Origin of the sequence: Colwellia sp. PAMC 20917 (assembly GCF_001767295.1) — a bacterium.
Classification (GTDB): domain Bacteria; phylum Pseudomonadota; class Gammaproteobacteria; order Enterobacterales; family Alteromonadaceae; genus Colwellia_A.
Genome location: NZ_CP014944.1, coordinates 2,547,713 through 2,571,273, shown reverse-complemented (window position 1 = coordinate 2,571,273; position 23,561 = coordinate 2,547,713). Strand labels below are relative to the sequence as shown.

Below are 23,561 nucleotides of genomic sequence, written 5' to 3'. Positions count from 1 at the left end.
TTAGTGATTAATATTTGGCTCAGCAACATTCAGTGGCGCAATAGCAATAACGGCTTGCGTTCTGTTACGAACATTGAGTTTACGAAAGATAGCGGTAGCATGCGCCTTAATAGTCGCTTCTGAGACATTAAGGTCGTAAGCAATTTGTTTGTTTAATAAGCCTTGGGCAAACATCATTAAAATGCGGTATTGCTGCTGAGTTAAACTCGCCACACGTTCGGCAATATTACTTTCTCCATCACCTTTACTCGCTTGAGCAAAGCTTTCTGGCACCCATACTTCTCCCGCTAAGATTTGTTGAATCGCGTAAATAATAGTTTCAACGGGCGTCGATTTAGGTACAAAACCCGCTGCGCCATATTCCATCGCTTTACGAATAGTATCGTTATCTTCATGAGCCGAGATCATCACTACCGGTATTTGCGGAAAATGATTACGCACATGAATTAAAGTGTTAAAACCATGAGCGCCAGGAATATTTAAGTCTAACAAAACTAAATCACTGTCGGTATTATTAGCGAGTTGTTGTTCAAGTTGCTCGATTGTCTGTGCTTCTAACCACTGAGTTTTATTAAACTTAACATCGAGCGCAGCTAATAACGCTTGTCTAAATAAAGGGTGATCGTCAGCAACTATTATTTTTTCTGGCTGGAACATAATTTAATCCTTAAAACTTTCTTCTTCAAGTATACGGTTTTACCAGAAAAAGTTTATTAGACCTTAGCCTAACAACACTTGTTTTGATTTAAACCGCATTATGTTGAAATTATGCGCCTTACTTGATTAAAAGTAAGGCAATACCTTTAGCATAACAACAGAAAAACTAAGCTTTTGCTGGAATATTCTTCAATACTTCAACCAGTAACTGCCAATAAAGCCCAACGGCTTCGACATTCACTTTTTCATCAGGTGAATGAGGAAATTTAATGGTGGGGCCAAACGAAACCATATCCCAGTTTGGATAAGCGTTTTTAAATAAACCACATTCTAAACCGGCATGGATAACCATAATCTCAGGCACTTTATTAAAAAGTGACTGGTAAGTATCACGGACAGTTTTCATAATTCTTGAATCTGTATTCGGCTTCCAGCCGGGATAAGCACCAGAAAACTCAACCTTTGCTCCTGCTAATGTAAAGACTGATTTCACCATAGACTCGGCCAGTAATCGGCCATCGTCATGTAAACTACGAATAAGAGACATAGCGATAAAATTACGCCCTTTACAGCGAACAACCCCTAAGTTAAGCGATGTTTCTACAATACCTTCAATATCGTCACTCATGCGAATAACACCATTGGGGCAAGCGTTAAGGGCGTTTAAAATTAACGACTGTGTTTTAAGACTCCAACACTGGTCGAAAACCTCTGGTGAAATAAGTAACATCTCAATATCGGTTTCAATACTGCCTAATGTTGCGCGTAACCTGTCTAAATAATCGTCTAGGCTAAGTTTAAAAGCGCTCACATCTTTTGCTGCAATAACAAAACTGGCATCAGCTTCACGAGGAATAGCGTTACGCAAGCTCCCGCCATTTAAATCAACTAAACGCAAATCAAAATTTTGGCTTGCGTCGAGTAAAAATCGCACTAAAAGTTTATTTGCATTGGCACGACCCGTATCAATGTCTACCCCAGAATGTCCACCTTTTAAACCTGAAAGAGATAAGGTAAATGAAGTAAAATCTTGGGTAACATCTTCAAAAATCAATTTAAAGGTAGCTTCGGCGTCAATACCACCGGCGCACCCCATATAGATTTCACCTTCTTGTTCAGAATCGGTATTAATTAGAATATCACCCTCTAACCAGCCTGCCTCCAAGCCAAAAGCGCCCGTCATGCCAGCTTCTTCATCTATGGTTACTAAAACTTCTAAAGGACCATGAGCGATATCATCGCTTGCCAAAACGGCTAAAGCTGAGCATAAGCCAATACCATTATCAGCGCCTAAGGTGGTACCTTCTGCTGTAACCCATTGTCCATCGGCTTCTTCAACCGTATAAGGTTTGATAGCATCGGTTAAAAAATCATGAACGGTATCAGCATTTTTTTGTGGAACCATGTCCATATGCGCTTGTAGAATGACGCCTTGGCAGTTTTCCATACCCGCTGTTGCTGGCTTCTTAATAAAGATATTACCAACGGCGTCTTCTTTTACCGATAAACCTTGCTCTTTTGCCCAAGCTTGGATCCAAGCTGATATTTTTTGCTCATGCTTTGAAGGGTGTGGAATACTGCATATTTTTTCAAATAACTGCCATAAATGCATGGGATGAAGCTGTGATAAATTACTCACATGTTTTCCTTAATTTTATTTTAATACTTATTAGTTTATCAACTTACTGAAATCTGTATTGCTAAGGGTTATGTCGTCGCATTTTTACCCGAAACTTACTTACCCGCCATTAAAAATTGCCATTGATCGTTAAAATCTTCGCTAGGCTTCTTGGTAAAACCTGAACGAACATATTGGCTAATTTTTCCTTCAACATAAGCGCCTAAGATATTTGCTAATGCTTGCTCTGAAATGCTAAAGCTCTTACCTTCACGTAATTTTCGCTCACGTAAGACTTGTTTAAATTGCGTTTCTAATTTTTCAAAATACTGATTAACACGTGTTCGTAATCTTTCATTTTCGCCCATTAACGCATCACCAGCCAAGATACGACACATGCCAGGATTACGCTCTGAAAAAACCAACAATACATGCAAAATATGATGACAACGCACCAAAGCTTCTTTGTGATCACTGAGGATTAAATTCACCCGTGAAAACGTTGATTCTTCAATAAAATCAATTAAACCTTCGAACATACGCGCTTTAGAAGGAAAATGGCGATAAAGCGCAGCTTCTGATACACCCACTTCAGCAGCAAGTTTGGCGGTCGTTATTCTCTGGCCAGGACAAGTTTCTAGCATTTTTGCTAAACACTCTAAAATTTGTTGTTTGCGATTAGGTTTTTGCGCTACGGTCATAAATCGTTCTCTTATTTTTTTTCAACATAATGTTGCGAAATTAGTTGTACTAATTGCTCGGCAAGTATTTTTTTTGATGCTAACGGTAGTTCCGTTTTATTTTTATTGGAGAAAACCGTTAAGGCATTATCATCACTATTAAAGCCTTGTCCTGACAGCGCAACATTGTTGGCAGCAATCATATCAAGATTTTTTCTTTTTAATTTATCAAGCGCATAATGTGCTACATCTTGTGTTTCAGCCGCAAAACCGACGGTAAAAGGTTTTACGGATAAAGCAGCAACATCGGCAACAATATCAGGATTTTTCACTAAAATAAGTTGCATTTCATCAGCTGATTTTTTAATTTTTTGCGTTGCTACCTCACTGACTCGATAATCAGCAACCGCGGCACAGGCAACAAAAACATCGGCTTTTTTGGCAAGTTCAAGCGCTTGCTGGTGCATTTGCAATGCACTTTCCACCGCTATTTTTTTACAACCATGGGGAACGGCAATACTGACGGGACCCGATATTATTTGGACTTCTGCGCCCGCTAATTGTGCTGCTTGTGCTATGGCATAACCCATTTTTCCTGAGCTATGATTTGAAATATAGCGCACTGGGTCTATAGCTTCACGCGTTGGCCCTGCTGTGATCACCCAACGTTGGCCCGATAAATCTACCTGATCAATCTTCGACGCTGGTTGAAAAAATTGACAGACATGGCTGACTAAAGGGTCAACATCTAACATTCGCCCTAAACCAACATCACCACAAGCTTGTGCTCCTGAGCCAGGACCAAATACGGCAACTTTTCGTGAAATAAGTTTAGCAATATTTTCTTGAGTAATTGCCGCATGCCACATTTGTTGATTCATCGCTGGAGCGATAGCAATTGGCGCACTTGTTGCCAAACATAATGTAGTTAATAAATCATTCGCCATACCGCAGGTAATACGAGCAATTGCGTCGGCAGTCGCTGGTGCAATTAGGATAAAGTCTGCCCATTTTGCTAATTCTATATGCCCCATAGCTAATTCTGCTTGGCTATCAAGCAAACTGTCTGAAACGCCATTGGCAGAAACGGCCTGTAATGTTAGTGGAGTGATAAAAGCTTTTGCCGCTGTTGTCATCACTACACGAACATCTGCGCCATTATCTTTTAAACGACGCACTAATTCTGGCGTTTTATAGGCAGCGATACCGCCAGTAATACCCAGAACTATTTTTTTACCCTGTAAAATTTGCATAAACTGCTAGTCTTAATAACGATAAGTGGCGATAAGATACCATTAATTTGCCCATTTACAAATTTGCTTTGCAAGGATGCGGTGATGTTAAAAGATTGGTTAGAAAATGAAAAACCCAGGGAAAAGCTACTACACAAAGGACCTAGCAGTTTGAGTGATGCGGAATTATTGGCTATATTTTTACGCACGGGAGTAAAGGGATGCCATGTAGTTGAGCTAGCTCAGCAGCTTTTAAAAAGTTTTGGCAGCATTGCCGCCATCTATCGCGCAACTGAGCAAGAGTTTTGTCAACATCATGGTTTAGGTGTGGCGAAATATGTACAGTTACAAGCTTGTTTGGAGATGTCAAAGCGTTATCTTAGCGAGCAATTGCAAAAAGGTACTGCGTTAACCTCTTCACAGGTGACACGAGATTATTTGATCAGTGAATTACGTGGTGAAAGCAGAGAAGTCTTTGCGGTAATGTTTCTCGACAGCCAGCATCAAGTATTAACCTTTGAACGATTATTTTTTGGCACCATTAATGCGGCGGCAGTCTACCCGAGAATAGTGGTTGAGCAGGCGTTAAAACAAAAAGCCGTCGCGGTAATTTTAGCGCATAATCATCCTTCGGGTATTGCCGAAGCGAGCATTGCTGATAAACAAATTACCAAAAGACTAGAACAGGCACTAAGCTTAATTGATATACAAGTACTCGATCACATTATTGTTGCCGGTAATCAGTGTTACTCGTTTGCTGAACACGGTGAATTATAAATAATAAATAACAGAAGGAGCTTTAGATGAACGAACCTGAACCCAATCAGAGCAGCGACGACGAGCGACGACAATCTTTTCGTTTAGATATGGAAAAAGAGTTAGTTGATATACGTTGGGTAAATGACCAGCAACAAACCGTGCAACGAAAAATTACTTGTTTGGACTTTTCGCGTGGCGGCTTAAAGCTCGATTGCGACCATGTCATTCCACTACAAACTAAAGTGACCGTCGTTTTTAAGGTAGCCAACCCCAATAGCCAAAATTTATATGGCACAGTGATCCGCTGTATTAAGCAACCGAATGGTTATTTTGAATTAGCACTACGCTTAGAAAATGAAAATGCAAAATAAAATAGTTGCACTATAATTAATTCTCGACGCGAATGTTACAACAGCAAATGTTACAACAAGAGGTAAGGACATTTTATATTATGATGATTTTAGTAGGTGGCGAAAAAGGGGGTAGTGGTAAAAGCTGTTTAGCACAGAATTTAGCCGTTTATTTTGCCCGAGATAAAAAAGCTATCGTGTTGATGGTTGACTGTGATCCACAAAGAACAACCTCTGACTGGATACAAGCAAGAAATTCTGATCCGTCGTTACCCGCGATAAACTGTATTCAATTATACGGTAAAATTCGTAACGATTTACTCAGTTTAGTACAGCATTATGATTATGTAATTGTTGACTGTGGTGGCCAAGATAACTTAGCGCTTCGTGCTGCAATGTCGGTTGCTGACCATGTTATTATTCCGCTGCGCCCTAAACGTCGAGATCTAAAAACCGTGCCGCACATGGAAGATATGCTCAGTACCTGTAAAATGGTTAACCCAAAAATGCTCGCCTCTTTTGTTATCACCCAATGCCCATCGTTGCCCAACCAAGGTAAACGAATATTAGAAGCAAAAGATGTTTGCCGCTCATATGGTATTAACGTATTAAACGCGGTAACCTTTAGTCGTAATGTTTATGATGACAGCGAAGAACAAGGCTCTTCAGTACTCGAAATAGAACCTCAGGGTAAAGCAGCAATAGAAATGACTGCTATAGCTGAAGAATTATTAGCAATGAAACCGGACAACTCACATGAGTTTAACTGACCTAAAGAAAACCACACAAGGAAATAAAAAGAAAAGGGAATTTACTGTTGACGAATTTATTGCTGACGCAGAAAATTACGCGTTAGGGCACCCTGAAATTGTTAATAGCGACAACACCAAAAATGTCTCTATTGAACAAGCCATTCTTGCTGCAAAACAGCAATTGGCGAGTAAGAATATGAAAGGAAATAAGCCCTTTCGTCATGCCACTTTCACTCTCAGTGAACAAGCGATTATCCAATTACAAGATCTCGCCAAAGAAACTAAATTAGCCAAATCACATATTATTCGTATTTTAATTAACGAACTTTGTGACGAAGAACAGCATAATAAACTGAAAAAATTGCTCGACTCAGGCATAAATTAACAACAATTTGATATTTATCTGTGCAATTATCACTCAAACCTTGCATTATACTGCCACAAAAAACAGATAAACCATTGTAAAGTAATACAATATTAAGTTAATATAGTTTTTTCTTATTAAAGGTGGCTTTCATTTTTCAGTTTCACTATAATATGCCACCTTTTTCAGGATCCCGAGGCGACGGTCTTGGGGAATAATAGTTCGACCTGGAATTAATTTTTGGAGTACTCAGAATGTCTAAAGTTTGCCAAGTAACAGGCAAAGTGCCAATGGTTGGAAACAACCGTTCACATGCAAGAAACGCGACTCGTCGTCGTTTTTTACCAAACCTTCAATCTCACCGTTTTTGGGTGGAGAGTGAAAATCGTTTCGTTAAATTACGTTTAACTCCGAAAGGAATGCGTATTATCGATAAGAAAGGTATTGATGTAGTATTAACTGACATCCGTGCCCGTGGCGGAAAAGTTTAACAACTACTTTTAGAGGAAATTATTATGCGCGATAAAATTCGTTTAGTTTCTAGTGCCGGTACTGGTCATTTTTATACTACTGATAAGAATAAAAAGACTATGCCTGAAAAGATGGAGATCAAGAAATTTGATCCACGCATCCGTCAGCACGTAATGTACAAAGAAGCTAAAATTAAGTAATTTAATTCAAGTTTTTAAAAACCCAGCAATTGCTGGGTTTTTTATTGCCTAAAATTTAGTATCATCACTATTATCGTATTTAATAATGAGTCTTTTATGAAGCTCTCTCGTACTGGTTGGAACAACGTTATCATTTTTTCAGTGATGATTTTTATTCTGGTGATTAACGTGACCAATAAAAAATTATATTCATCAACTGAGCAACAAGATAATAAACAACAGACCTTATTTGCCAAACATGCTGTTATTCTATCGCTAGCGGTTAACCAGCAAGTGGCGATAGAACGCATCGGACGCACTTGGCGAGCAACACCAGCAAAAATATCAGGACAAGCATTAGAGCAAATGATGCTCACATGGCATGAGATAACAGGTGACATAGTTACTGTTCCACCCGAGCTTGACCACCAAATGGCGTTAGTTGTTACGGTTGAATTAGCCGGTGAAGCGCAAGCTCAATTACTTAATTTGTTTATTACTGATAATGAATTGCTGGTCTTTAATCCTCAGCAAAAAAGATGGTTAGCTTTTCCGTTGGCAATATTTTCACAGCTCATTCCCAATGAAATATTAGCCAGTTAACTTCCCCCTTTCACTAAACCTATAAAGAAGATCATGTCGATGACTCATCATAAAATACAAGACTGCGCGATACTGACCATGGACAACCTTGAAAATTTTGAGGCTTACGACCATTTACTTGCACAGCCACTACTCGCGTTAGGCTGGCAAATGCATATGGTGTCATGGCATGATAAAAGTGTTAATTGGAACGACTATGCCGCCGTTATTATTCGTTCGCCATGGGATTATCAAGACGATGCGGCTGAATTTTTAAAGGTGTTAACTGATATTGAGCAATCTAGTGCTCACCTTGAAAATAGTTTACTAACGGTTGAGTGGAATATTGATAAAAAATATTTACGTGAATTAGTTAGCCTTGATGTAAATATTGTTAAAACATTGTGGCGGAAAAATTTAACGCCGCAACAGCTAGATCAATATTTTACTGAATTAAATGTTGATCAATTAGTCATTAAGCCTCGTATAAGTGCAAATGCTGATAATACCTTTTGGCTAACAAAAGAAAATCATCAAACATTTTATCCGCAACTTGCCCAAGCGTTTTCAGCCAGTGAGTTTTTAGTTCAGCCCTTTATGAAAAATGTTATTGATGAAGGTGAGTTTTCACTGTTTTATTTTAATGGCCACTACAGTCACGCCATTTTAAAAACACCAAAAGACGATGACTTTCGCGTTCAGGAAGAACATGGCGGTCGTTTAAGGTCAATAACACCCGAAGCAAGCTTAACAAAGCATGCAGAGCAAGCCCTTAAAGCGATAAAAACGCAAATAGGCATGCCACTGTACGCTCGCGTTGATTTTGTACGCTGTGAGCAGGGTTTTGCCCTTATGGAAGCTGAGCTAATTGAGCCTTCATTATATTTTAATATGGATGAACAATCAGCAACACGCTTTGCCGATGCTTTTGTTCATCGCATGCAAGCATTAACACTGTAATTTACCATAAACCCGATATAGAGCTACTATGCCCGAATTACCTGAAGTAGAAGTTTGCCGACAAGGCATTAGTCCCCATATTTTAAAGCAAACCGTTTCGCAAGTCGTTGTACGTAATGCAAAATTACGTTGGCCTATTCCTGAAACAGTACAAAGTATGATTGGTCATAGTGTTCATGCTGTTGAACGCCGCTCAAAATATTTATTAATTAAGTTTTCACATGGCACCTTAGTTTTGCATTTAGGCATGTCAGGAACCATTAGAGTTATTGAAGCCGATACACCTATCGCAAAGCATGACCATTTTGATTTAGTCTTCGCACACGGCAAAGCGTTACGTTTAAATGACCCTCGACGTTTTGGCGCGGTATTATGGTTTAAAGACAATATTGACGAGCGAGGTTTATTAAGTAAATTAGGACCCGAGCCATTGAGTGATGACTTCACTTACGGTTATTTATTTACTAAGGCACAGAATCGCAAAGTACCAATAAAAACCTTTTTAATGTCAAATCCTGTTGTGGTCGGTGTCGGTAATATTTACGCAAATGAAGCATTGTTTAAAGCCGGTATTCTACCAACGGCCTTAGCCGGAACAATTTCTGCAGCACGTTTTGATCAGCTTACCGATATTATCAAACAAGTATTAACTGCAGCCATTGCCCAAGGCGGCACAACCTTAAAAGATTTTACTCAAGCAGATGGTCGCCCAGGATATTTTGCACAAGAATTATTAGTTTACGGTCGAGCAGGCAAGCAATGTAATAGCTGCCAAACTATTCTTGAAGAAGTTAGACAATCGAATCGCAGCTCGGTGTTCTGTCCGAACTGCCAAACTGATTAAGTATCGTCGAGTGCGGCTTTTACAATAGGATGAACAAATTGACTCACATCACCATTATGCAAGGATACTTCTTTTACTAAGGTTGACGAGATAAAAGAATTTCCTTCTGATGGTGTCAAAAATACACTTTCGAGCTCAGGGGCTAAACGTCTATTCATATTGGCTAATTGAAATTCATAATCAAAATCAGACACAGCGCGCAAGCCGCGGATCAGTACTTTGGCTTGATTTTTTTTAGCAAAATCGACTAGCAAGCCACTAAAACCAACTACGGTGATATTGGGCAGATGTCGACTCACTTCTTCAATCATAGCAACACGCTGCGCTAAATCAAAACGAGGCTTTTTACTTGGGCTGGCAGCAACACCAACAATAACTTCAGAAAACAAAGCACTCGCACGTTCAATTAAATCTGTGTGGCCGTTAGTGACCGGATCAAAGGTTCCTGGGTAAATCGCTTTTATCGTCATTAGTTGTATCTTCTTTATAAACTTAAAAACATTGTAAAGGCTATTTTTAGTGAATGGAAACTTACAAAGACGAATTTGTTAAAGTATTTACTCGAAAAGCCTTTCCGTCAGTTCAATTTTGATAGTATGATGGAAAATAATACAATGATAAAAACAGAAGTAACTGACATGAAAACCCGTGATAAAATTATTCAAGCCAGCATTGAGCTTTTCAATGAACAAGGCGAGCGCAACGTAACAACCAATCATATTGCAGCGCATTTAAGCATTAGTCCGGGTAACCTCTATTATCATTTTCGCAATAAAGAAGACATTATTCTTTCCATCTACGAAGAATATGCACGTAACCTATTACTAGATACAGTCCCTTTTGTAACGCCCGAAGTAAAGCCCCTCGATACTATCATTTTATATATGGATGCTGTTTTTCAAGCACTGATGAAGTTTAGATTTTTCTACAGTAACCTGCCGGTATTATTAGCAAAAAACCCTTTATTACATGAAAAATATGTTGATGTACAATCATCAATAGCTACCCGTGTCAGTGAGATGCTGTTGTCATTACGTAGTACTCATATGATGAAGTTTGCTGATGAAGACTTACCTGATATTGTCAGTATCTTGCGTTTAGTGAACACCTTCTGGTTAAGCTTTTATCAAACCCAAAATAAAAATATTGAAATTACTGATGCTGTTTTTTATGAAGGCGTCTTAAAAATATTAGTGATTATTCAACCTTATATCACTGAATCTGCAATGCCTGAGTTTTTAGAAGCGCGTACCATGTACCGTAAACGTTGTATGGAAGTCGCTGAAATCGCTTAATCACCAACCGCCTGATCAGTTGAAAATCAAAATATTATTCAATTAAATTTTGCATTTTTAATGCCGTTAATCACTCATTTGACTGCAGGTATCCTGCTAATAGAAGTTGCCAGTCTGATTTTTGCCAATTAAAGTTTGGCAATTTTGCTTTTTCTTTTTCAAAAGAACGTAATAATCTTGCCATATTAGCTTGCTGCCATGATTGAGCAACCGCTCGTTGTTCGCCGCGATCAAAATCAATCAACCAAACATTGTTCTCTTCATCGAGCAGAATATTGTGACTATTTAAATCATGATGATAAATGCCAGCATCATGAAAACGACGGATCACCTTGCCCACTTCTCGCCAAATGTGCTCGACTAATGGTGCTTTTGATAAAACCGCGACTAAATCTTGAGCATGTTCAATTCGAGAAGATAACAAATCAGCTTGATAAAAAAGCCCCTGTTTAATCACTCGAAAAGCAACCGGCTTTGGTGCTGGCAGTGCTAACCCCTGTAGCGTATTTAATAAATGGTATTCTTGGGCGGCTCGAGTACTATTTTGTCCGGTAAAAAAATATTTATCATTAATTATTTTGCCAATTAAACCACCACGAAAATAATGACGTAACACCCACTGTTGTTTTTCCATGGTGTTTACTTCTGGAGAGTCGTACTGAACAAACCAAGTAGTACCACGCCCTTGGGCACTGCCGGTAATGGCATTATTTTCATGCCAAAAATCACTATTAAGCATTTCAGGAGAAAAGTCATCGATTGCATTGGCGTTATAGCAACAATAAATATTAGCTTGTTGGTAAATTTTTTCTTGGTAAGGTTTTACAATTGCTGACTGTTTCAAGATAATAGACTCAATTCAAATACTTTATATGCTCTATTGTGGTGATTCCTTTATGCTGGGTCAATTAACAGCGCCAAAAAATTTATGTTTATTACGCTTATCTGCTATCGGAGACGTTTGTCACGCCGTAGCTATGGTGCAACAAATTCAACGTTTTTATCCTCAAACAAAAATTACTTGGGTGATAGGCAAAGTAGAGGCGAACTTATTAAAAGGATTGCCACAGGTAAAATTTGTCATATTTGATAAGAAAGCAGGCTTAAAAGGCTATCGGGATTTACGTGCAGAGTTAGCCGGTCAAAAATTTGATGTGCTATTACATATGCAAGTAGCCTTGCGTGCCAGTTTAGCGAGTTGCTGTATTAAAGCAAAAATAAAAATAGGTTTCGACCGTAAACGAGCTAAAGAAGGCCAGTGGCTTTTCACTAATCATCAGATAGCGCCACAACATCAACCACATGTACTTGATGGTTTTATTGGTTTTGCAGAAGCTATCGGTGTTCCCAGCGAAAGTCCTAGCTGGCAAATGCCCATTGGTGACGAAAACGAACTTTGGGCAAGTGAGCGGCTATCGTTAGCATCTGATAAACCTATTGCTGTTATTTCGCCAGCGGCAAGTAAAGCTGAGAGAAATTGGCATGCCGAAGGTTATGCAAAAATAGCCGATTATTTAACAGGGTTAGGTTTTCAAGTGGTTATTTGTGGCGGACCGACCACATTAGAAACATTACTAGCCACTGAGATTATCAGTTTAAGCCAATCCAATCTTGTTAACCTTGTTGGCCAAACCAATTTGAAACAGCTACTTGGTGTGCTTAAAATAGCTCATTTGGTGATAGCTCCTGACACTGGGCCAGCGCACATGGCAGTCACTGTTGGCACACCCGTTATTGGCTTGTACGCGCACAGCAATCCTTGCCGTACCGGGCCATATTTATATCAAAACTATGTAGTAAGTTGCTACCAACATACTGCCCAAGAACAATATAGACAACCTATTGAACAGCTACCTTGGGGGATTCGCGCCAAAGGTAGTGATTTAATGAATGGTATTACTTTCAGCCAAGTTAAAGAAAAACTGCACCTACTTCTTGATGAACACTACCCTGAGTTTCTCCTTAAATAATAGTGACGGTTAAACTGCCTCACATCAGCTATAAATTCAAAACAAGGTCTTGCATTATTTTAGCGAGACCAGGGATCCTTGCGCCACATTTAACTTAACAAGCTACAACAACCGAATAACAGTTATCGGGAAAAAGACAATAAAGTAAATTTACTTGTTGCAAATGATAATCACTATCATTAGTATTCGCACCAAGTAAATTTATCTCTCAATTTTTCTCTTAGGAATAACAATGAAGTATTCACCTGTCTGCTTAGCAATTTTCGTTGGCTTAACGCCTTTTTCATCCATTGCCAATGAAAGCGCTACCAATAATAGCTCTGTTGAAGTTATTGAAGTTAAAGGTAGTTATTTTAATAACTATAAAGTTGACCAAGCACATGGCGCAATGCGGACCAATGTTTCTTTATTAGAAACTTCTCAGTCGGTCACCGTTATTCCCAACTCGGTAATAGCAGAACAACTAGCGACAACATTAGGCGAAGTATTAACCAATGACGCAAGTTTAACTGCCGGCTCTAAACAACGTAATCGTGAAGTATTCAATCTACGCGGCTTTGAACTAAGTTCTTCCAATGGCTACCTTAGAGATGGCCACCAGCATTGGTCACACTACCAACAACCTATCGAAATCTTAGAAAATATCGAAGTGATTAAAGGTCCTTCAAGTATTTTATATGGTCAATCAGGGCCTGGTGGATTAGTGAATATGGTGACAAAAAAGCCAACAGCTAAAACATTATTTACGCTAGGTGTTGATGTTGACCAAGAAGGTTCAAGCCGATTATCGTTAGATGCTGGTGGCTCGTTAACTGATGATGAGTCATTACGTTACAGAGGTGTACTGGTTAAACAAGATGCTAAATATCAGCATGAGTACCAAAACAATGAACAACGTCAGCGCGATCGTTTTCTAGGTGCGTTAGTCATTGACTATGATATTTCAGACGATGCTATGGTACGCCTTCATTATGACCGAACGGTCGATGAAGCAGGGTTAGATACAGGTTCTTGGTTAGATGAAAAAGGCGATGTTATTGGTCATGATAAAACCATTCGTGATATGTCTTGGGCATTTACTGACATTACCGTTGAAAACATCGGTGTTGATATCAACTATGCATTAAATAATCAGTGGCAAGTTGCACTCGGCTACAATGAACAAAGCTTTAAACGCCAACGATTTGAATCGTCTCCTAAAAAACCCACAACTTTTTTAGAGGGTGATAGCTATACCTCTAAACCCTACGACCGTTTTGATGACTGGCAGTTTAAAACTGCTTTTATCGATTTTACTGGAGAATTTACCCTCGCCGGTCTCGATCATCAATTATTAATTGGCGCTAATTCTTTAGACTATTACTACGGACAACGTAAAGTAAATGGCGAGTCAATTAACTACTCTAGCGACCAAGAAGAGCCAGCACGACCTGATATCAGCTACACAACTGACGATTCACTTTACACCAGTGCCTATGATTACTATGGCATTTATTTACAAGACTTAATCACCTTAAATGATCAATGGCAAATATCCGTCGGTGGACGTTACGACAAACAAAGTAAAGAAGGCGCGAACAATGAATCGTTCTTGCCTAAAGCTGGGCTTTTATTTCATCCTGATGCCCAAACCACTTTCTACGCGAGTTATTCAGAAGGGTTTGAACCCCAGAGCAGCGAAACACTCGAAAACGATCGAGATATTAATCACGGCATGAAGCTCGAGGCCATGACATCTAAACAACTTGAAATCGGATCTAAGTGGCAATTATTTGATGAACGTTTATTAGTAACGACCGCTATTTTTGATATTACCAAAACAGGCAAGTTAATCACTGAAACAATCAACGGCGATCCTAATTTTGATACGCAAACTGAACAGGCAGGTGAGCAGCGTCACAAAGGTTTCGAAGTTGCGGCACAAGGCGCAATAAACGATAAGCTCTTTGTTATGGCATCGTTAATGAACTTAGCCGCAAAATACGACAAAGATGAAAATTATCAAGGAAAAACCCCTGTTGATGCTCCCGAGTGGTCAGCATCAATTTGGTCTCGTTATGAATTAACGGACCAACTTGCTCTTAATGCGGGTGCATTTTATCAAGGTGAACGTTTTGCCGATAGCGATAACACTATATCCAAAGATGCTTATACCCGTATCGATGTTGGAGCAACCTATAAGACCACAATAAGTGGCCAAGGTGTTGATTTCCGCTTCAACATACAAAACTTGCTCGATACTGATTACCTTGCTGGTGGTGGTATATCTAGCGTTACCGCAGGCGACGGAATTAGCTACCGATTAGCCGCACAGATATCATTCTAAATTGACTAAAAATAATGGGGAACAAATAGTTATTTGTTACCCATTAATAAATTAAAGACCCTGACACCTGCTATGCAAATAAATAAAAGTACCTTAAGTTTTTCTCGTCTGATTCATGTCTATGTGTCGATGGCATTGTTGAGCTTACTGCTCTTTTTTTCAGTAACCGGAATTACCCTCAATCATCCTGAATGGTTTCGTGACAGCAAAGCTGACGTTGTAGAAAGAGCATTAATGATTGATTTGTCTATGATTAAAAATCCGCCGTTAACACCACTACAAATTGTTAATGTTTCGACAGCTATTGAGCAAAAATTGTCGGTATCGTTAAACAACACGATCCTCGAAAGTAGCCAGGACGAATTGTTTTTCAGTATAAAACGGGCAGGAAAAAATACCGCTATTACCCTCGATTTAGTCAGTGGAGAGTTGTTTTTTGAAGAAACTGACTACGGTTGGTGGGCGCTAATGAACGATTTACATAAGGGAAGAAATACCAGTGTTTTTTGGGGGTGGATTATTGATATAACCAGTTTACTTTGCATCCTATTTGCCCTAAGTGGCTTTATTTTAGCCATGCCACAAAGACGATTTAATCGTACCTTAACGGTAAGTTTAACCGTGACTGTCGCCATGATTTCTACCGCTATCTGGTGGATTTAAATCAATTAGCATGAACAACGCTCTCTACTTGAGTGAGCACAAAAGGAACTTATATGAAGATAAACAAAATCGGGTTATCACTTACTTTATTAAGCTTGATAAATTTTAATGCCGTTGCCAATCCGAGCAACTCAGCGCCAGCACAATTAGAGCTTGAACTGACTTTAAAACAGCAACTCGGCGAGTATCATCCGCCCTATGTTGCGAGCTGGATTGAAAACTCACAAGGAAAACCAGTACGTACCTTATTACTTTGGCGAGAAAAAACGAAATGGTTGAAGGACATTCGACGCTGGTGGCGTAAGGTCGGTAAAAAAGATGCTGACTTTGTTGATGGTATAACTTCTGCGACTCGCGCAGCAGGCAAATATCCTCTGACTTTCTTGGCCGAAGATGATCAGAAAAAGTCACTAATAAAAGGACAATATACTTTATTTATTGAAGTAGTCAGAGAAAACGGTGGACGAGCCATTTTGCGCCAACCATTTGTATTAAATAACATAAAATCAACATTTACTTTAGCGGCAAGCCATGAAACTGATGAAATACAATTCACTGTGCTACCGAAATAAACGTATTCATCCCCTTAACTCAAAAACGTAAACACTAGACTTGGAATATAAAATGACTTTAAAAAAAATAATCGCGTTCACCTTAACCTGTGCCATTAGTACACAAGCTTTCGCTCATTCTCGCTGGGTTTTACCAAGCCACTTTAATTTGTCTGCTGAACAAGGCGAATGGATCATGGTTGATATAACTGCATCAAATGAAACCTTTAATGTTGATAAAGCTATGGGGGCAGATTTAGTGAGAATTATTACCCCTAATGGCAAGCCATCAAGAGCGTCGTCAAGCTATAAAGGTCATAGAAAAAGTGTCATTGATTACTTCTTAAAAGATCCTGGGACCTATAAAATCACCAATAACAGTGAGGCTAGCTTTATCACCTCTTATACTATCGACGGCGACCATAAAAGACTATCAGCTAATAAGACAGAACTAGCTGGCAAATTACCAATCGAAGCTACAGCGATCAAAACCACTTATCGTTATGCAAGAATAGAGAGTTATGTCACTTTAAATGCACCGAGTGATAACTTTAAAACCGAAGGTAAATTATTAGAATTGCTACCGGTTACTCATCCATCAGATATTGCTGAAAATGAAAAGGTGACTTTCAAATTTTTATTTAATGGTAAGGCACAAAAAGATGTTGCCGTAGAAATTACCGCCGACGGCGCACGTTACCGCAATAACCCGCAAACATTAACATTGCTCTCAAATGAAAAAGGTGAAATCACCTTCACACCGAACGCTGCAGGTCGATATTTATTAGTTGCTGAGCACAAAGAAGACACACCAAACTCTCCTTTGGCGGACCAGCAAATGGGCAGTGTCTTTTTAACATTTGAAGCACAACTTAATTAAACTAAAGTAACGTCAATAATTGTTTTACACTTCGGGCACTAGCTCCTTGGTTTTGTGTTACCACGCGGTAAGCATTTTCTCCCAATGTTTGCTGCGTTTTTTCTGATAACAAAATATCCGCAATGATTTTACTTAGCTCATCAGTCATCTTCGCACTGTCTTGGTCAGTGAGCTCAATAATGCCTTTTTCAGCAACGAGTTGCTGCATAACCTCAACAAAATTACTCATATTAGGGCCAACGACAATCGGTTTTTTAAATAGCGCAGGTTCAAGGGGATTATGCCCACCGATATCCGAAAAACTGCCCCCCATAGTTACAACGCTAGCTAAAGCACACGTCGGTAAGAGCTCCCCTAAACTATCGAGTAACCAAACTTGTTTATCACGAGTTACTTTTTCTTGAGTGCTGCGACGGGCAATATTATAACCTTGCGCTAAACATAATGATGCGACATCATTAAAGCGCTCTGGATGGCGCGGTACAATAATGAGTAGTAATTGTGGCAAGCTTTTTAGTAATTCAGCAAACGCATTTAACGCAAGACTTTCATCCCCTTTATGAGTACTAGCAACAACCCAGATTAATCGTTCGGTGACCACAAATTCAGCCAGCTCTTGCTGCTTATCTTTTATTGTTTGATTAACACTGATGTCAAACTTCACATTTCCAGAAACCTTGCAGCGAGCAGCATCGGCACCTAAGGCTAAAAAGTGCTCATAGTTCACTTGGCTTTGACATAACACTTTATCAAAACGGTTAATTGTCGGTGTGATTAACCAAGCTAGCTTGCGATAATTGTTCATTGATTTTTGTGATAAGCGGCCATTAATCAATAACAATTTTATTCCTTGATCTGCACTTTGCGCGATTAAGTTTGGCCACAACTCAGTTTCCATAAAAACCATCGCCTGTGGTTTCAATTTATTTAAAAATGCTGCCACACAAAAGGTACTGTCTAGGGGTAAATAACAATGTTGAACACGTTCCCCAAACAATTTTTTAACTTGCTCTGAACCCGTTGGAGTAAAAGTAGTGACAGTGACAACACGATGAGGTTTTGTTTCTAGCAGTTGGCTGATAAAACTCTTTAGAGCAATAACTTCACCGACACTCGCCGCATGAACGATAATGCCACCCGCTTTAAATTCTCGAGGTAAAAAACCCAAACGTTCGCTGATTCGTTGTCGATAAGCTTTTTGTTTTACTGAGCGAAACTGAAGTAACAACCAAACGATCGGGAGTAAGCAAAGAAAAACAAGTCGATATAACATTAAAGATAATTGATAACGCACAGAAAAAACTCTTTAGTTGTTGATAAACGCAGTATAGCGACTTAAGCAAACAATAAAAATACCCAAAGCCGATGGAGTTTGTTATCGTCGTGATATTAAAGGAACTAAAATAGTAGTGCAGGCAAATGAGCAAATTTCATTTCATCAAGAACATATTCAACCATGGGTTCGCCATGGTCAGCTTTATACTACTAGCGCCTTTATTATCCGCACAAGAATATGAAGAACCAACATATAATCAAGTAGATGTTAGCCAAGTAAATAAAAAAGATACGCCGCAAAAAATAACGTTTCTCGCTGACGACGATTTTGTCTTATCGGCTAATTATTATCTCGGAGACGCGCTTGGTGGCGGCGTATTATTACTCCATGACTGCTCCCACAGTAGCGAAAGCTATAATGTACTGGGTGAATTACTAGCCGAGCAAGGTATTAATGCACTAGCCATTGACTTTAGAGGCTATGGCGCAAGCGAATCTGAAGATTTTTCTCACCAAACGATAAAATACCAAGTAAAAGATATTGTTAGCTACCAAGCTGAAGTTGCCATGCTGACCTCGTATTGGGAAAAAGATGTTCTGGCGGCTTATAATTATTTGCGCAGTAAAATTGGCGAGCAACAACCTATCTCACTGGTTGCCAGCGGTTGCTCAGTCAATGAAGCGGTACGCTTAGCAGAAAAAATTCGCATTAATAGCTTTGTTATACTTTCGCCGATTATGGATCATATGGAAAAAGAGCATTATAAAAACTTAATTGATATTCCTGCTTATTTCGTCAGTTCAGCGCATCATGCCGATAGTTTTTTAACCGCCCAAGAGCTATTTTCATGGAATGGCGACCGTCACTCTACCAGCCAAATTTTTCAAGGCGTTGACCAAGGGCATAACTTATTACGCCGCAATAAGTACCTAGCAATCAACCTGACTTCATGGCTAAACACCACTTTGAACTGATCAGTAAATACGCTTTATTTTTCAAAAACAGTATCTAGGATAATAGAAGAGTTTGTCCGTTCGACCCCTTCTAGCGAACAAACTATATTAAGAATTTCATTTAACTTTTTTAATGTTTGTGCCTGAATGGTCGCTAACAAATCATATTGACCGCTAATAGAGTAGATATGACTAATATTGTGTATTTTTCTTAACGCGATACAAATATTTCGCCTAAGATTAGGATTTACTTTTAGTGATACATTTGCCGAAATTAACTGATTACTATATTCACTACCTAAAACAATACTGTAGGCTTTTATTACACCACTATTTTCTAACTTAGTTAGACGATTTTGTATCGCTGTGCGAGATACGCCAGTCGCTCTAGCAATGTCAGAAACACTTGCTCGGGCGTTGCATCGTAAAATAGCGAGTAGCTCTTCATCTTTTTCTGTAATCATCATTTATACCCGTCAACCGTTAATAAAACCAATTAGACACTAACAATAGTCATTTTGATAGTGTCACATGTCAATTTAACTAATCAAATAACCATAAAATTAACTAGTGTCACTTTTTTCAATCTTCGTCTAGGATAATAATACTATTATTATCCAAACCTATTAATAAGGAATTGTTGTGAACGACTCTTCAAACAACGCAAGTTTTTATGCACATTTAAATGATCAAATTGAGCAAGTTAAAGAAGATGGTTTATATAAAGCCGAACGTGTTATTACCACAGCACAACAACCAAACATTGCCGTAGCTAGTGGTGAAGCGGTAGTCAACTTTTGTGCTAACAATTACTTAGGTTTGGCCAATCATCCTGAGCTTATCGCCGCAGCAAAAGCAGGCTTAGACGAGCATGGTTTTGGTATGGCATCGGTACGATTTATTTGTGGTACCCAAGATATTCACAAAACACTAGAAGCAAAATTAAGTCAATTTTTAGGCATGGAAGATACTATTCTTTATTCTTCATGTTTTGATGCTAATGCCGGATTATTTGAAACCTTATTGGGCGCCGAAGATGCGATTATCAGTGACTCATTAAACCATGCTTCAATTATTGATGGTGTGCGTTTATGTAAAGCAAAACGTTACCGTTACGCTAACAATGACGCCAGCGATTTAGAGCAACAACTCATTGCAGCTGATGCCGCAGGTGCACGTTTTAAATTAATTGCTACCGATGGCGTATTTTCGATGGACGGCGTTATCGCTAACTTAAAAGCAGTGTGTGATTTAGCTGATAAATATAATGCTTTAGTGATGGTTGATGACTCGCACGCTGTCGGATTTGTTGGTGAAGAAGGCCGAGGTAGCCACGAATATTGTGATGTAATGGGCCGTGTTGATATTATAACCGGCACACTAGGTAAAGCTATGGGTGGCGCTTCAGGTGGTTACACCTCAGGTAAAAAAGAAACGATTGAATGGTTACGTCAACGTTCACGCCCTTACTTATTTTCTAATTCGTTAGCACCCGCTATTGTTAATGCGTCAATTACCGTGATTGATTTATTAGCTGAGGGTGGCAAATTACGTAAAACATTAAAAGATAATGCCCGTTACTTTCGCACGAATATGGAAGCTGCTGGTTTTACCTGTGCGGGCGCTGACCACGCGATTATCCCAGTGATGTTAGGCGACGCAAAAGTAGCCAGCGAAATGGCGAGCCGCTTATTAGCGGAAGGTATCTACGTGATTGGCTTTTCATTCCCAGTAGTTCCTAAAGGGCAAGCACGTATTCGAACTCAAATCTCAGCCGCTCATACCCAAGAGCAACTTGATAAAGCCATTTCTGCCTTTATTCGTATTGGCAAAGCAATGAACATTATTGGTTAAGGTTAGGATTAAAGGAAATACCATGAAAGCATTAGCAAAGTTAAAAGCCGAACCCGGCATTTGGATGACTGAGAGTGAAAAACCACAACTTGGTCATAATGATTTATTAATTAAAATTAAAAAAACCGCTATTTGTGGCACCGACATTCATATTTACAACTGGGACGAATGGGCACAAAAAACCATTCCCGTTCCTATGGTAGTCGGGCATGAGTATGCCGGCGAAGTGGTCGGTATTGGTCAAGAAGTCAAAGGTTTTGCTTTAGGTGACCGGGTGTCTGGCGAAGGGCATATTACCTGTGGTCATTGCCGAAATTGTCGCGGTGGTCGTACACATTTATGCCGAAATACTGTCGGTGTCGGTGTTAACCGAGAAGGCTCATTTGCTGAATATTTAGTGATCCCTGCTTATAATGCGTTTAAATTACCCGATGAAATATCTGACGATTTAGCCGCGATATTCGACCCTTTTGGCAATGCTGTTCATACGGCTTTGTCTTTTGATTTGGTCGGTGAAGATGTACTTATTACTGGCGCAGGTCCTATTGGCATTATGGCAGCAGCCGTCGCTAAACATGTCGGTGCGCGCCATGTTGTTATTACTGACATTAATGAATATCGCTTAGATTTGGCCCGAAAAATGGGCGCCACTCGAGCGGTTAATGTCAGTAAAGAAAGTTTAACTGATGTGATGACCGAACTAGGGATGACTGAAGGCTTTGACGTTGGCATGGAAATGTCGGGCGTACCTATGGCCTTTAAAGCTATGTTAGAAAACATGAATAACGGCGGCAAAATCGCTATGCTCGGTATTCCTGGTCAAGATATGGCCATTGATTGGAGCCAAGTTATTTTTAAAGGCTTAACAATTAAAGGTATTTACGGTCGTGAAATGTTTGAGACTTGGTACAAAATGGCGAGCTTAATTCAGTCAGGTTTAGACTTATCACCGATTATTACTCATCATTTTGATATTGATGATTTTCAAAAAGGCTTTGATACCATGCGTTCAGGCCTTTCTGGTAAAGTTATCTTAAACTGGGAAAGTTAAACCTTTTGGTTTAATCAACTGACCTGTTAATGAAAATATAAAGCTGGCTTTTTTTATTAACCAAGCTGCTCTTGCCATCGGTAAGCAAGTTTAGAGATGAAATACCCCATCAATTCGTTATAATAAACATTATTTATTTTTCACCTCTTTTATAAGGCAATATTGTGACAACTCCCGGTAATTTATTTATTCTTTCCGCACCTAGCGGCGCAGGAAAATCTAGTTTAATTAAAGCCTTATTATCTCAAGAGTCGGCAAGACCGATGCAAGTGTCGGTTTCTCACACCACACGAGCACCTCGTCCGGGTGAAAATAACGCTGAACATTACCATTTTATTAATGTTGAGCAATTTCAAAAGCAGATTAAACAAAATGAATTTTATGAGTATGCTGAAGTTTTTGGTAACTATTATGGCACTTCAGCATCGGCGATAGATAAACAACTTGCACAAGGTATTGATGTTTTTCTGGATATCGACTGGCAAGGCGCCAAGCAAGTACGGATAAAACAACCCAGTGTCACCACAATTTTTATTAGTCCGCCTTCAAAAGCAGAACTCGAAGACCGTTTGAAAAAGCGCGGACAAGATAGCGATGCCACCATTAAATCTCGTATGGCACAAGCAAAAGCAGAATGCTCGCACTACACTGAGTTTGACTACATTATTGTTAATAACGACTTTACTCAGGCGCTGAGCGACTTAACCACCATCGTTAATAACCAACGCCTAAAATGTCAGCAACAAGCGATAACGCATCAGTTAATGTTCGATGAATTATTAAAAGACTAATATTTCTACTGTATTTTCACCTAGTATAGGTATATACCTTGCTTAATCGCCTGTAGCTCAGTAAACTACGGCACTATTTTATAAATTTTAAGTTGGAGTGACCAAATGGCTCGCGTAACTGTTGAAGGTGCTGTAGAAAAAGTAGGCAATCGTTTTGACTTGGTGTTAATCGCATCACGTCGTGCTCGTCAAATTGCCACAGGTGGTAAAGATCCTTTAGTTGACCCTGAAAATGACAAGCCTACCGTTATAGCTTTACGTGAAATTGAAGCCGGTTTAATCACTACTGAAGTAATGAACAATAGCGACCGTCATGAACAAGTTCAGCAAGACTCTGCAGAACTTGCTGCTGTTGCAGCCATTGTTGGTGGCGCTCAGCCACAGCTATAAAATCTTTTGTCGCCTTATAGCGACGAGATATAAACTAAACGCGTAATCATTGTTAATGATACGCGTTTTTTATTGTCAGTATTTAACGAATAACGTATTGTGTTATGCTGACT

The 23,561-nt window shown here is 39.3% G+C and carries 28 protein-coding genes; 20 read left to right on the top strand and 8 right to left on the bottom strand.

The genetic code is table 11. From position 1 onward, the window contains the following. The 4 genes from A3Q34_RS11110 to coaBC form a co-directional block, all read right to left on the bottom strand. Positions 1–660, bottom strand: coding sequence for a response regulator (locus A3Q34_RS11110; RefSeq protein WP_404842394.1), 660 nt, complete (start codon positions 658–660; stop codon positions 1–3). A 163-nt stretch (positions 661–823) separates the two neighbouring features. Beyond that, on the bottom strand, positions 824–2,296 hold the full coding sequence (locus tag A3Q34_RS11105) for an aminoacyl-histidine dipeptidase (RefSeq protein WP_070375423.1): 1,473 nt from the start codon (positions 2,294–2,296) through the stop codon (positions 824–826). Between the two features lie 95 nt (positions 2,297–2,391). Then, positions 2,392–2,976 carry a nucleoid occlusion factor SlmA gene (gene slmA, locus A3Q34_RS11100; RefSeq protein WP_070375422.1) on the bottom strand — a complete coding sequence of 195 codons (585 nt, stop codon included), beginning with the start codon at positions 2,974–2,976 and terminating at the stop codon, positions 2,392–2,394. A gap of 11 nt (positions 2,977–2,987) precedes the next feature. Continuing rightward, positions 2,988–4,208: a bifunctional phosphopantothenoylcysteine decarboxylase/phosphopantothenate--cysteine ligase CoaBC gene (coaBC, locus tag A3Q34_RS11095; RefSeq protein WP_070375421.1), complete on the bottom strand. Its 1,221-nt coding sequence runs from the start codon at positions 4,206–4,208 to the stop codon at positions 2,988–2,990. Positions 4,209–4,289: 81 nt separating this feature from the next. Here coaBC and radC point away from each other — a divergent pair, with 81 nt between their 5' ends. From radC to mutM, 9 genes are all read left to right on the top strand, one after another. Beyond that, positions 4,290–4,964, top strand: a complete 675-nt coding sequence (radC, locus tag A3Q34_RS11090) for a RadC family protein (RefSeq protein ID WP_070375420.1) — start codon at positions 4,290–4,292, stop codon at positions 4,962–4,964. A gap of 26 nt (positions 4,965–4,990) precedes the next feature. Beyond that, positions 4,991–5,317: a PilZ domain-containing protein gene (locus A3Q34_RS11085; protein ID WP_070375419.1), complete on the top strand. Its 327-nt coding sequence runs from the start codon at positions 4,991–4,993 to the stop codon at positions 5,315–5,317. Positions 5,318–5,397: 80 nt separating this feature from the next. After that, on the top strand, positions 5,398–6,066 hold the full coding sequence (locus A3Q34_RS11080) for an AAA family ATPase (RefSeq protein ID WP_070375418.1): 669 nt from the start codon (positions 5,398–5,400) through the stop codon (positions 6,064–6,066). Further along, on the top strand, positions 6,053–6,433 hold the full coding sequence (locus tag A3Q34_RS11075; RefSeq protein ID WP_070375417.1) for a hypothetical protein: 381 nt from the start codon (positions 6,053–6,055) through the stop codon (positions 6,431–6,433). The genes A3Q34_RS11080 and A3Q34_RS11075 overlap by 14 nt, the downstream gene beginning before the upstream one ends. 233 nt (positions 6,434–6,666) lie before the next feature. Beyond that, positions 6,667–6,903, top strand: coding sequence for a 50S ribosomal protein L28 (gene rpmB, locus A3Q34_RS11070; RefSeq protein WP_070375416.1), 237 nt, complete (start codon positions 6,667–6,669; stop codon positions 6,901–6,903). A 24-nt stretch (positions 6,904–6,927) separates the two neighbouring features. After that, positions 6,928–7,083 (top strand): 50S ribosomal protein L33, encoded by a 156-nt coding sequence (gene rpmG / locus A3Q34_RS11065; RefSeq protein WP_070375415.1) that lies wholly within the window; start codon positions 6,928–6,930, stop codon positions 7,081–7,083. Between the two features lie 96 nt (positions 7,084–7,179). After that, a complete protein-coding gene (locus A3Q34_RS11060; RefSeq protein WP_070375414.1) occupies positions 7,180–7,665 on the top strand; it encodes a hypothetical protein in 486 nt (161 codons plus the stop codon). 39 nt (positions 7,666–7,704) lie between these two features. Then, a complete protein-coding gene (locus A3Q34_RS11055) occupies positions 7,705–8,604 on the top strand; it encodes an ATP-grasp domain-containing protein (protein ID WP_220465895.1) in 900 nt (299 codons plus the stop codon). A 28-nt stretch (positions 8,605–8,632) separates the two neighbouring features. Next, positions 8,633–9,448 carry a bifunctional DNA-formamidopyrimidine glycosylase/DNA-(apurinic or apyrimidinic site) lyase gene (gene mutM / locus A3Q34_RS11050; RefSeq protein WP_070375413.1) on the top strand — a complete coding sequence of 272 codons (816 nt, stop codon included), beginning with the start codon at positions 8,633–8,635 and terminating at the stop codon, positions 9,446–9,448. On the opposite strand, the gene coaD is transcribed toward mutM, so the two are convergent. Continuing rightward, a complete protein-coding gene (gene coaD, locus A3Q34_RS11045) occupies positions 9,445–9,918 on the bottom strand; it encodes a pantetheine-phosphate adenylyltransferase (protein ID WP_070375412.1) in 474 nt (157 codons plus the stop codon). The genes mutM and coaD overlap by 4 nt on opposite strands. Before the next feature lie 144 nt (positions 9,919–10,062). Between coaD and A3Q34_RS11040 the strand changes: the two genes are divergently transcribed. Then, a complete protein-coding gene (locus A3Q34_RS11040) occupies positions 10,063–10,743 on the top strand; it encodes a TetR/AcrR family transcriptional regulator (protein ID WP_231907340.1) in 681 nt (226 codons plus the stop codon). A 70-nt stretch (positions 10,744–10,813) separates the two neighbouring features. On the opposite strand, the gene A3Q34_RS11035 is transcribed toward A3Q34_RS11040, so the two are convergent. Beyond that, positions 10,814–11,587 carry a 3-deoxy-D-manno-octulosonic acid kinase gene (locus tag A3Q34_RS11035; protein WP_220465224.1) on the bottom strand — a complete coding sequence of 258 codons (774 nt, stop codon included), beginning with the start codon at positions 11,585–11,587 and terminating at the stop codon, positions 10,814–10,816. 52 nt (positions 11,588–11,639) lie between these two features. Here A3Q34_RS11035 and A3Q34_RS11030 point away from each other — a divergent pair, with 52 nt between their 5' ends. The 5 genes from A3Q34_RS11030 (at position 11,640) to A3Q34_RS11010 (ending at position 17,133) form a co-directional block, all read left to right on the top strand. Continuing rightward, complete coding sequence (locus A3Q34_RS11030) at positions 11,640–12,713, top strand: glycosyltransferase family 9 protein (protein ID WP_070375411.1); 1,074 nt, start codon at positions 11,640–11,642, stop codon at positions 12,711–12,713. Between the two features lie 232 nt (positions 12,714–12,945). Next, positions 12,946–15,039 (top strand): TonB-dependent siderophore receptor, encoded by a 2,094-nt coding sequence (locus A3Q34_RS11025; protein WP_070375410.1) that lies wholly within the window; start codon positions 12,946–12,948, stop codon positions 15,037–15,039. A gap of 72 nt (positions 15,040–15,111) precedes the next feature. Beyond that, the gene (locus A3Q34_RS11020; protein WP_070377110.1) at positions 15,112–15,702 is read left to right on the top strand and encodes a PepSY-associated TM helix domain-containing protein; all 591 of its coding nucleotides are present in this window, start codon (positions 15,112–15,114) and stop codon (positions 15,700–15,702) included. 53 nt (positions 15,703–15,755) lie between these two features. Further along, positions 15,756–16,274: a DUF2271 domain-containing protein gene (locus tag A3Q34_RS11015; protein ID WP_070375409.1), complete on the top strand. Its 519-nt coding sequence runs from the start codon at positions 15,756–15,758 to the stop codon at positions 16,272–16,274. Positions 16,275–16,326: 52 nt separating this feature from the next. Beyond that, positions 16,327–17,133: a DUF4198 domain-containing protein gene (locus A3Q34_RS11010; RefSeq protein WP_070375408.1), complete on the top strand. Its 807-nt coding sequence runs from the start codon at positions 16,327–16,329 to the stop codon at positions 17,131–17,133. A 1-nt stretch (position 17,134) separates the two neighbouring features. Here A3Q34_RS11010 and waaA read toward each other — a convergent pair whose 3' ends face one another. Beyond that, the gene (waaA, locus tag A3Q34_RS11005) at positions 17,135–18,427 is read right to left on the bottom strand and encodes a lipid IV(A) 3-deoxy-D-manno-octulosonic acid transferase (protein ID WP_083277978.1); all 1,293 of its coding nucleotides are present in this window, start codon (positions 18,425–18,427) and stop codon (positions 17,135–17,137) included. A gap of 173 nt (positions 18,428–18,600) precedes the next feature. Here waaA and A3Q34_RS11000 point away from each other — a divergent pair, with 173 nt between their 5' ends. Beyond that, entirely contained in the window at positions 18,601–19,383 is a 783-nt protein-coding gene (locus tag A3Q34_RS11000; protein WP_070375407.1) for a serine aminopeptidase domain-containing protein, read from the top strand. Positions 19,384–19,397: 14 nt separating this feature from the next. Here A3Q34_RS11000 and A3Q34_RS10995 read toward each other — a convergent pair whose 3' ends face one another. Next, positions 19,398–19,829: an Lrp/AsnC family transcriptional regulator gene (locus A3Q34_RS10995; RefSeq protein WP_404842490.1), complete on the bottom strand. Its 432-nt coding sequence runs from the start codon at positions 19,827–19,829 to the stop codon at positions 19,398–19,400. Positions 19,830–20,004: 175 nt separating this feature from the next. On the opposite strand from A3Q34_RS10995, the gene A3Q34_RS10990 reads away from it, so the two are divergent. The 4 genes from A3Q34_RS10990 to rpoZ all read left to right on the top strand — a co-directional run bounded on the left by A3Q34_RS10990 (position 20,005) and on the right by rpoZ (position 23,448). Then, positions 20,005–21,216, top strand: a complete 1,212-nt coding sequence (locus A3Q34_RS10990; RefSeq protein ID WP_070375405.1) for a glycine C-acetyltransferase — start codon at positions 20,005–20,007, stop codon at positions 21,214–21,216. A 22-nt stretch (positions 21,217–21,238) separates the two neighbouring features. Continuing rightward, positions 21,239–22,267, top strand: coding sequence for an L-threonine 3-dehydrogenase (tdh, locus tag A3Q34_RS10985; RefSeq protein ID WP_070375404.1), 1,029 nt, complete (start codon positions 21,239–21,241; stop codon positions 22,265–22,267). 164 nt (positions 22,268–22,431) lie between these two features. After that, the gene (gmk, locus tag A3Q34_RS10980; protein WP_070375403.1) at positions 22,432–23,058 is read left to right on the top strand and encodes a guanylate kinase; all 627 of its coding nucleotides are present in this window, start codon (positions 22,432–22,434) and stop codon (positions 23,056–23,058) included. 105 nt (positions 23,059–23,163) lie between these two features. Beyond that, positions 23,164–23,448, top strand: a complete 285-nt coding sequence (gene rpoZ / locus A3Q34_RS10975) for a DNA-directed RNA polymerase subunit omega (RefSeq protein WP_070375402.1) — start codon at positions 23,164–23,166, stop codon at positions 23,446–23,448. Positions 23,449–23,561: the final 113 nt, after the last annotated feature.

What these genes read in the sequence shown, in the direction of transcription:
- slmA (WP_070375422.1), bottom strand. Translation starts at nt 2,976, where the DNA reads ATGACCGTAGCGCAAAAACCTAATCGCAAACAACAAATTTTAGAGTGT.
- coaBC (WP_070375421.1), bottom strand. Translation starts at nt 4,208, where the DNA reads ATGCAAATTTTACAGGGTAAAAAAATAGTTCTGGGTATTACTGGCGGT.
- A3Q34_RS11085 (WP_070375419.1), top strand. Translation starts at nt 4,991, where the DNA reads ATGAACGAACCTGAACCCAATCAGAGCAGCGACGACGAGCGACGACAA.
- A3Q34_RS11080 (WP_070375418.1), top strand. Translation starts at nt 5,398, where the DNA reads ATGATGATTTTAGTAGGTGGCGAAAAAGGGGGTAGTGGTAAAAGCTGT.
- A3Q34_RS11075 (WP_070375417.1), top strand. Translation starts at nt 6,053, where the DNA reads ATGAGTTTAACTGACCTAAAGAAAACCACACAAGGAAATAAAAAGAAA.
- rpmB (WP_070375416.1), top strand. Translation starts at nt 6,667, where the DNA reads ATGTCTAAAGTTTGCCAAGTAACAGGCAAAGTGCCAATGGTTGGAAAC.
- rpmG (WP_070375415.1), top strand. Translation starts at nt 6,928, where the DNA reads ATGCGCGATAAAATTCGTTTAGTTTCTAGTGCCGGTACTGGTCATTTT.
- A3Q34_RS11060 (WP_070375414.1), top strand. Translation starts at nt 7,180, where the DNA reads ATGAAGCTCTCTCGTACTGGTTGGAACAACGTTATCATTTTTTCAGTG.
- A3Q34_RS11055 (WP_220465895.1), top strand. Translation starts at nt 7,705, where the DNA reads ATGACTCATCATAAAATACAAGACTGCGCGATACTGACCATGGACAAC.
- mutM (WP_070375413.1), top strand. Translation starts at nt 8,633, where the DNA reads ATGCCCGAATTACCTGAAGTAGAAGTTTGCCGACAAGGCATTAGTCCC.
- coaD (WP_070375412.1), bottom strand. Translation starts at nt 9,918, where the DNA reads ATGACGATAAAAGCGATTTACCCAGGAACCTTTGATCCGGTCACTAAC.
- A3Q34_RS11040 (WP_231907340.1), top strand. Translation starts at nt 10,063, where the DNA reads ATGATAAAAACAGAAGTAACTGACATGAAAACCCGTGATAAAATTATT.
- A3Q34_RS11030 (WP_070375411.1), top strand. Translation starts at nt 11,640, where the DNA reads ATGCTGGGTCAATTAACAGCGCCAAAAAATTTATGTTTATTACGCTTA.
- A3Q34_RS11025 (WP_070375410.1), top strand. Translation starts at nt 12,946, where the DNA reads ATGAAGTATTCACCTGTCTGCTTAGCAATTTTCGTTGGCTTAACGCCT.
- A3Q34_RS11020 (WP_070377110.1), top strand. Translation starts at nt 15,112, where the DNA reads ATGCAAATAAATAAAAGTACCTTAAGTTTTTCTCGTCTGATTCATGTC.
- A3Q34_RS11015 (WP_070375409.1), top strand. Translation starts at nt 15,756, where the DNA reads ATGAAGATAAACAAAATCGGGTTATCACTTACTTTATTAAGCTTGATA.
- A3Q34_RS11010 (WP_070375408.1), top strand. Translation starts at nt 16,327, where the DNA reads ATGACTTTAAAAAAAATAATCGCGTTCACCTTAACCTGTGCCATTAGT.
- A3Q34_RS11000 (WP_070375407.1), top strand. Translation starts at nt 18,601, where the DNA reads ATGGTCAGCTTTATACTACTAGCGCCTTTATTATCCGCACAAGAATAT.
- A3Q34_RS10995 (WP_404842490.1), bottom strand. Translation starts at nt 19,829, where the DNA reads ATGATGATTACAGAAAAAGATGAAGAGCTACTCGCTATTTTACGATGC.
- tdh (WP_070375404.1), top strand. Translation starts at nt 21,239, where the DNA reads ATGAAAGCATTAGCAAAGTTAAAAGCCGAACCCGGCATTTGGATGACT.
- rpoZ (WP_070375402.1), top strand. Translation starts at nt 23,164, where the DNA reads ATGGCTCGCGTAACTGTTGAAGGTGCTGTAGAAAAAGTAGGCAATCGT.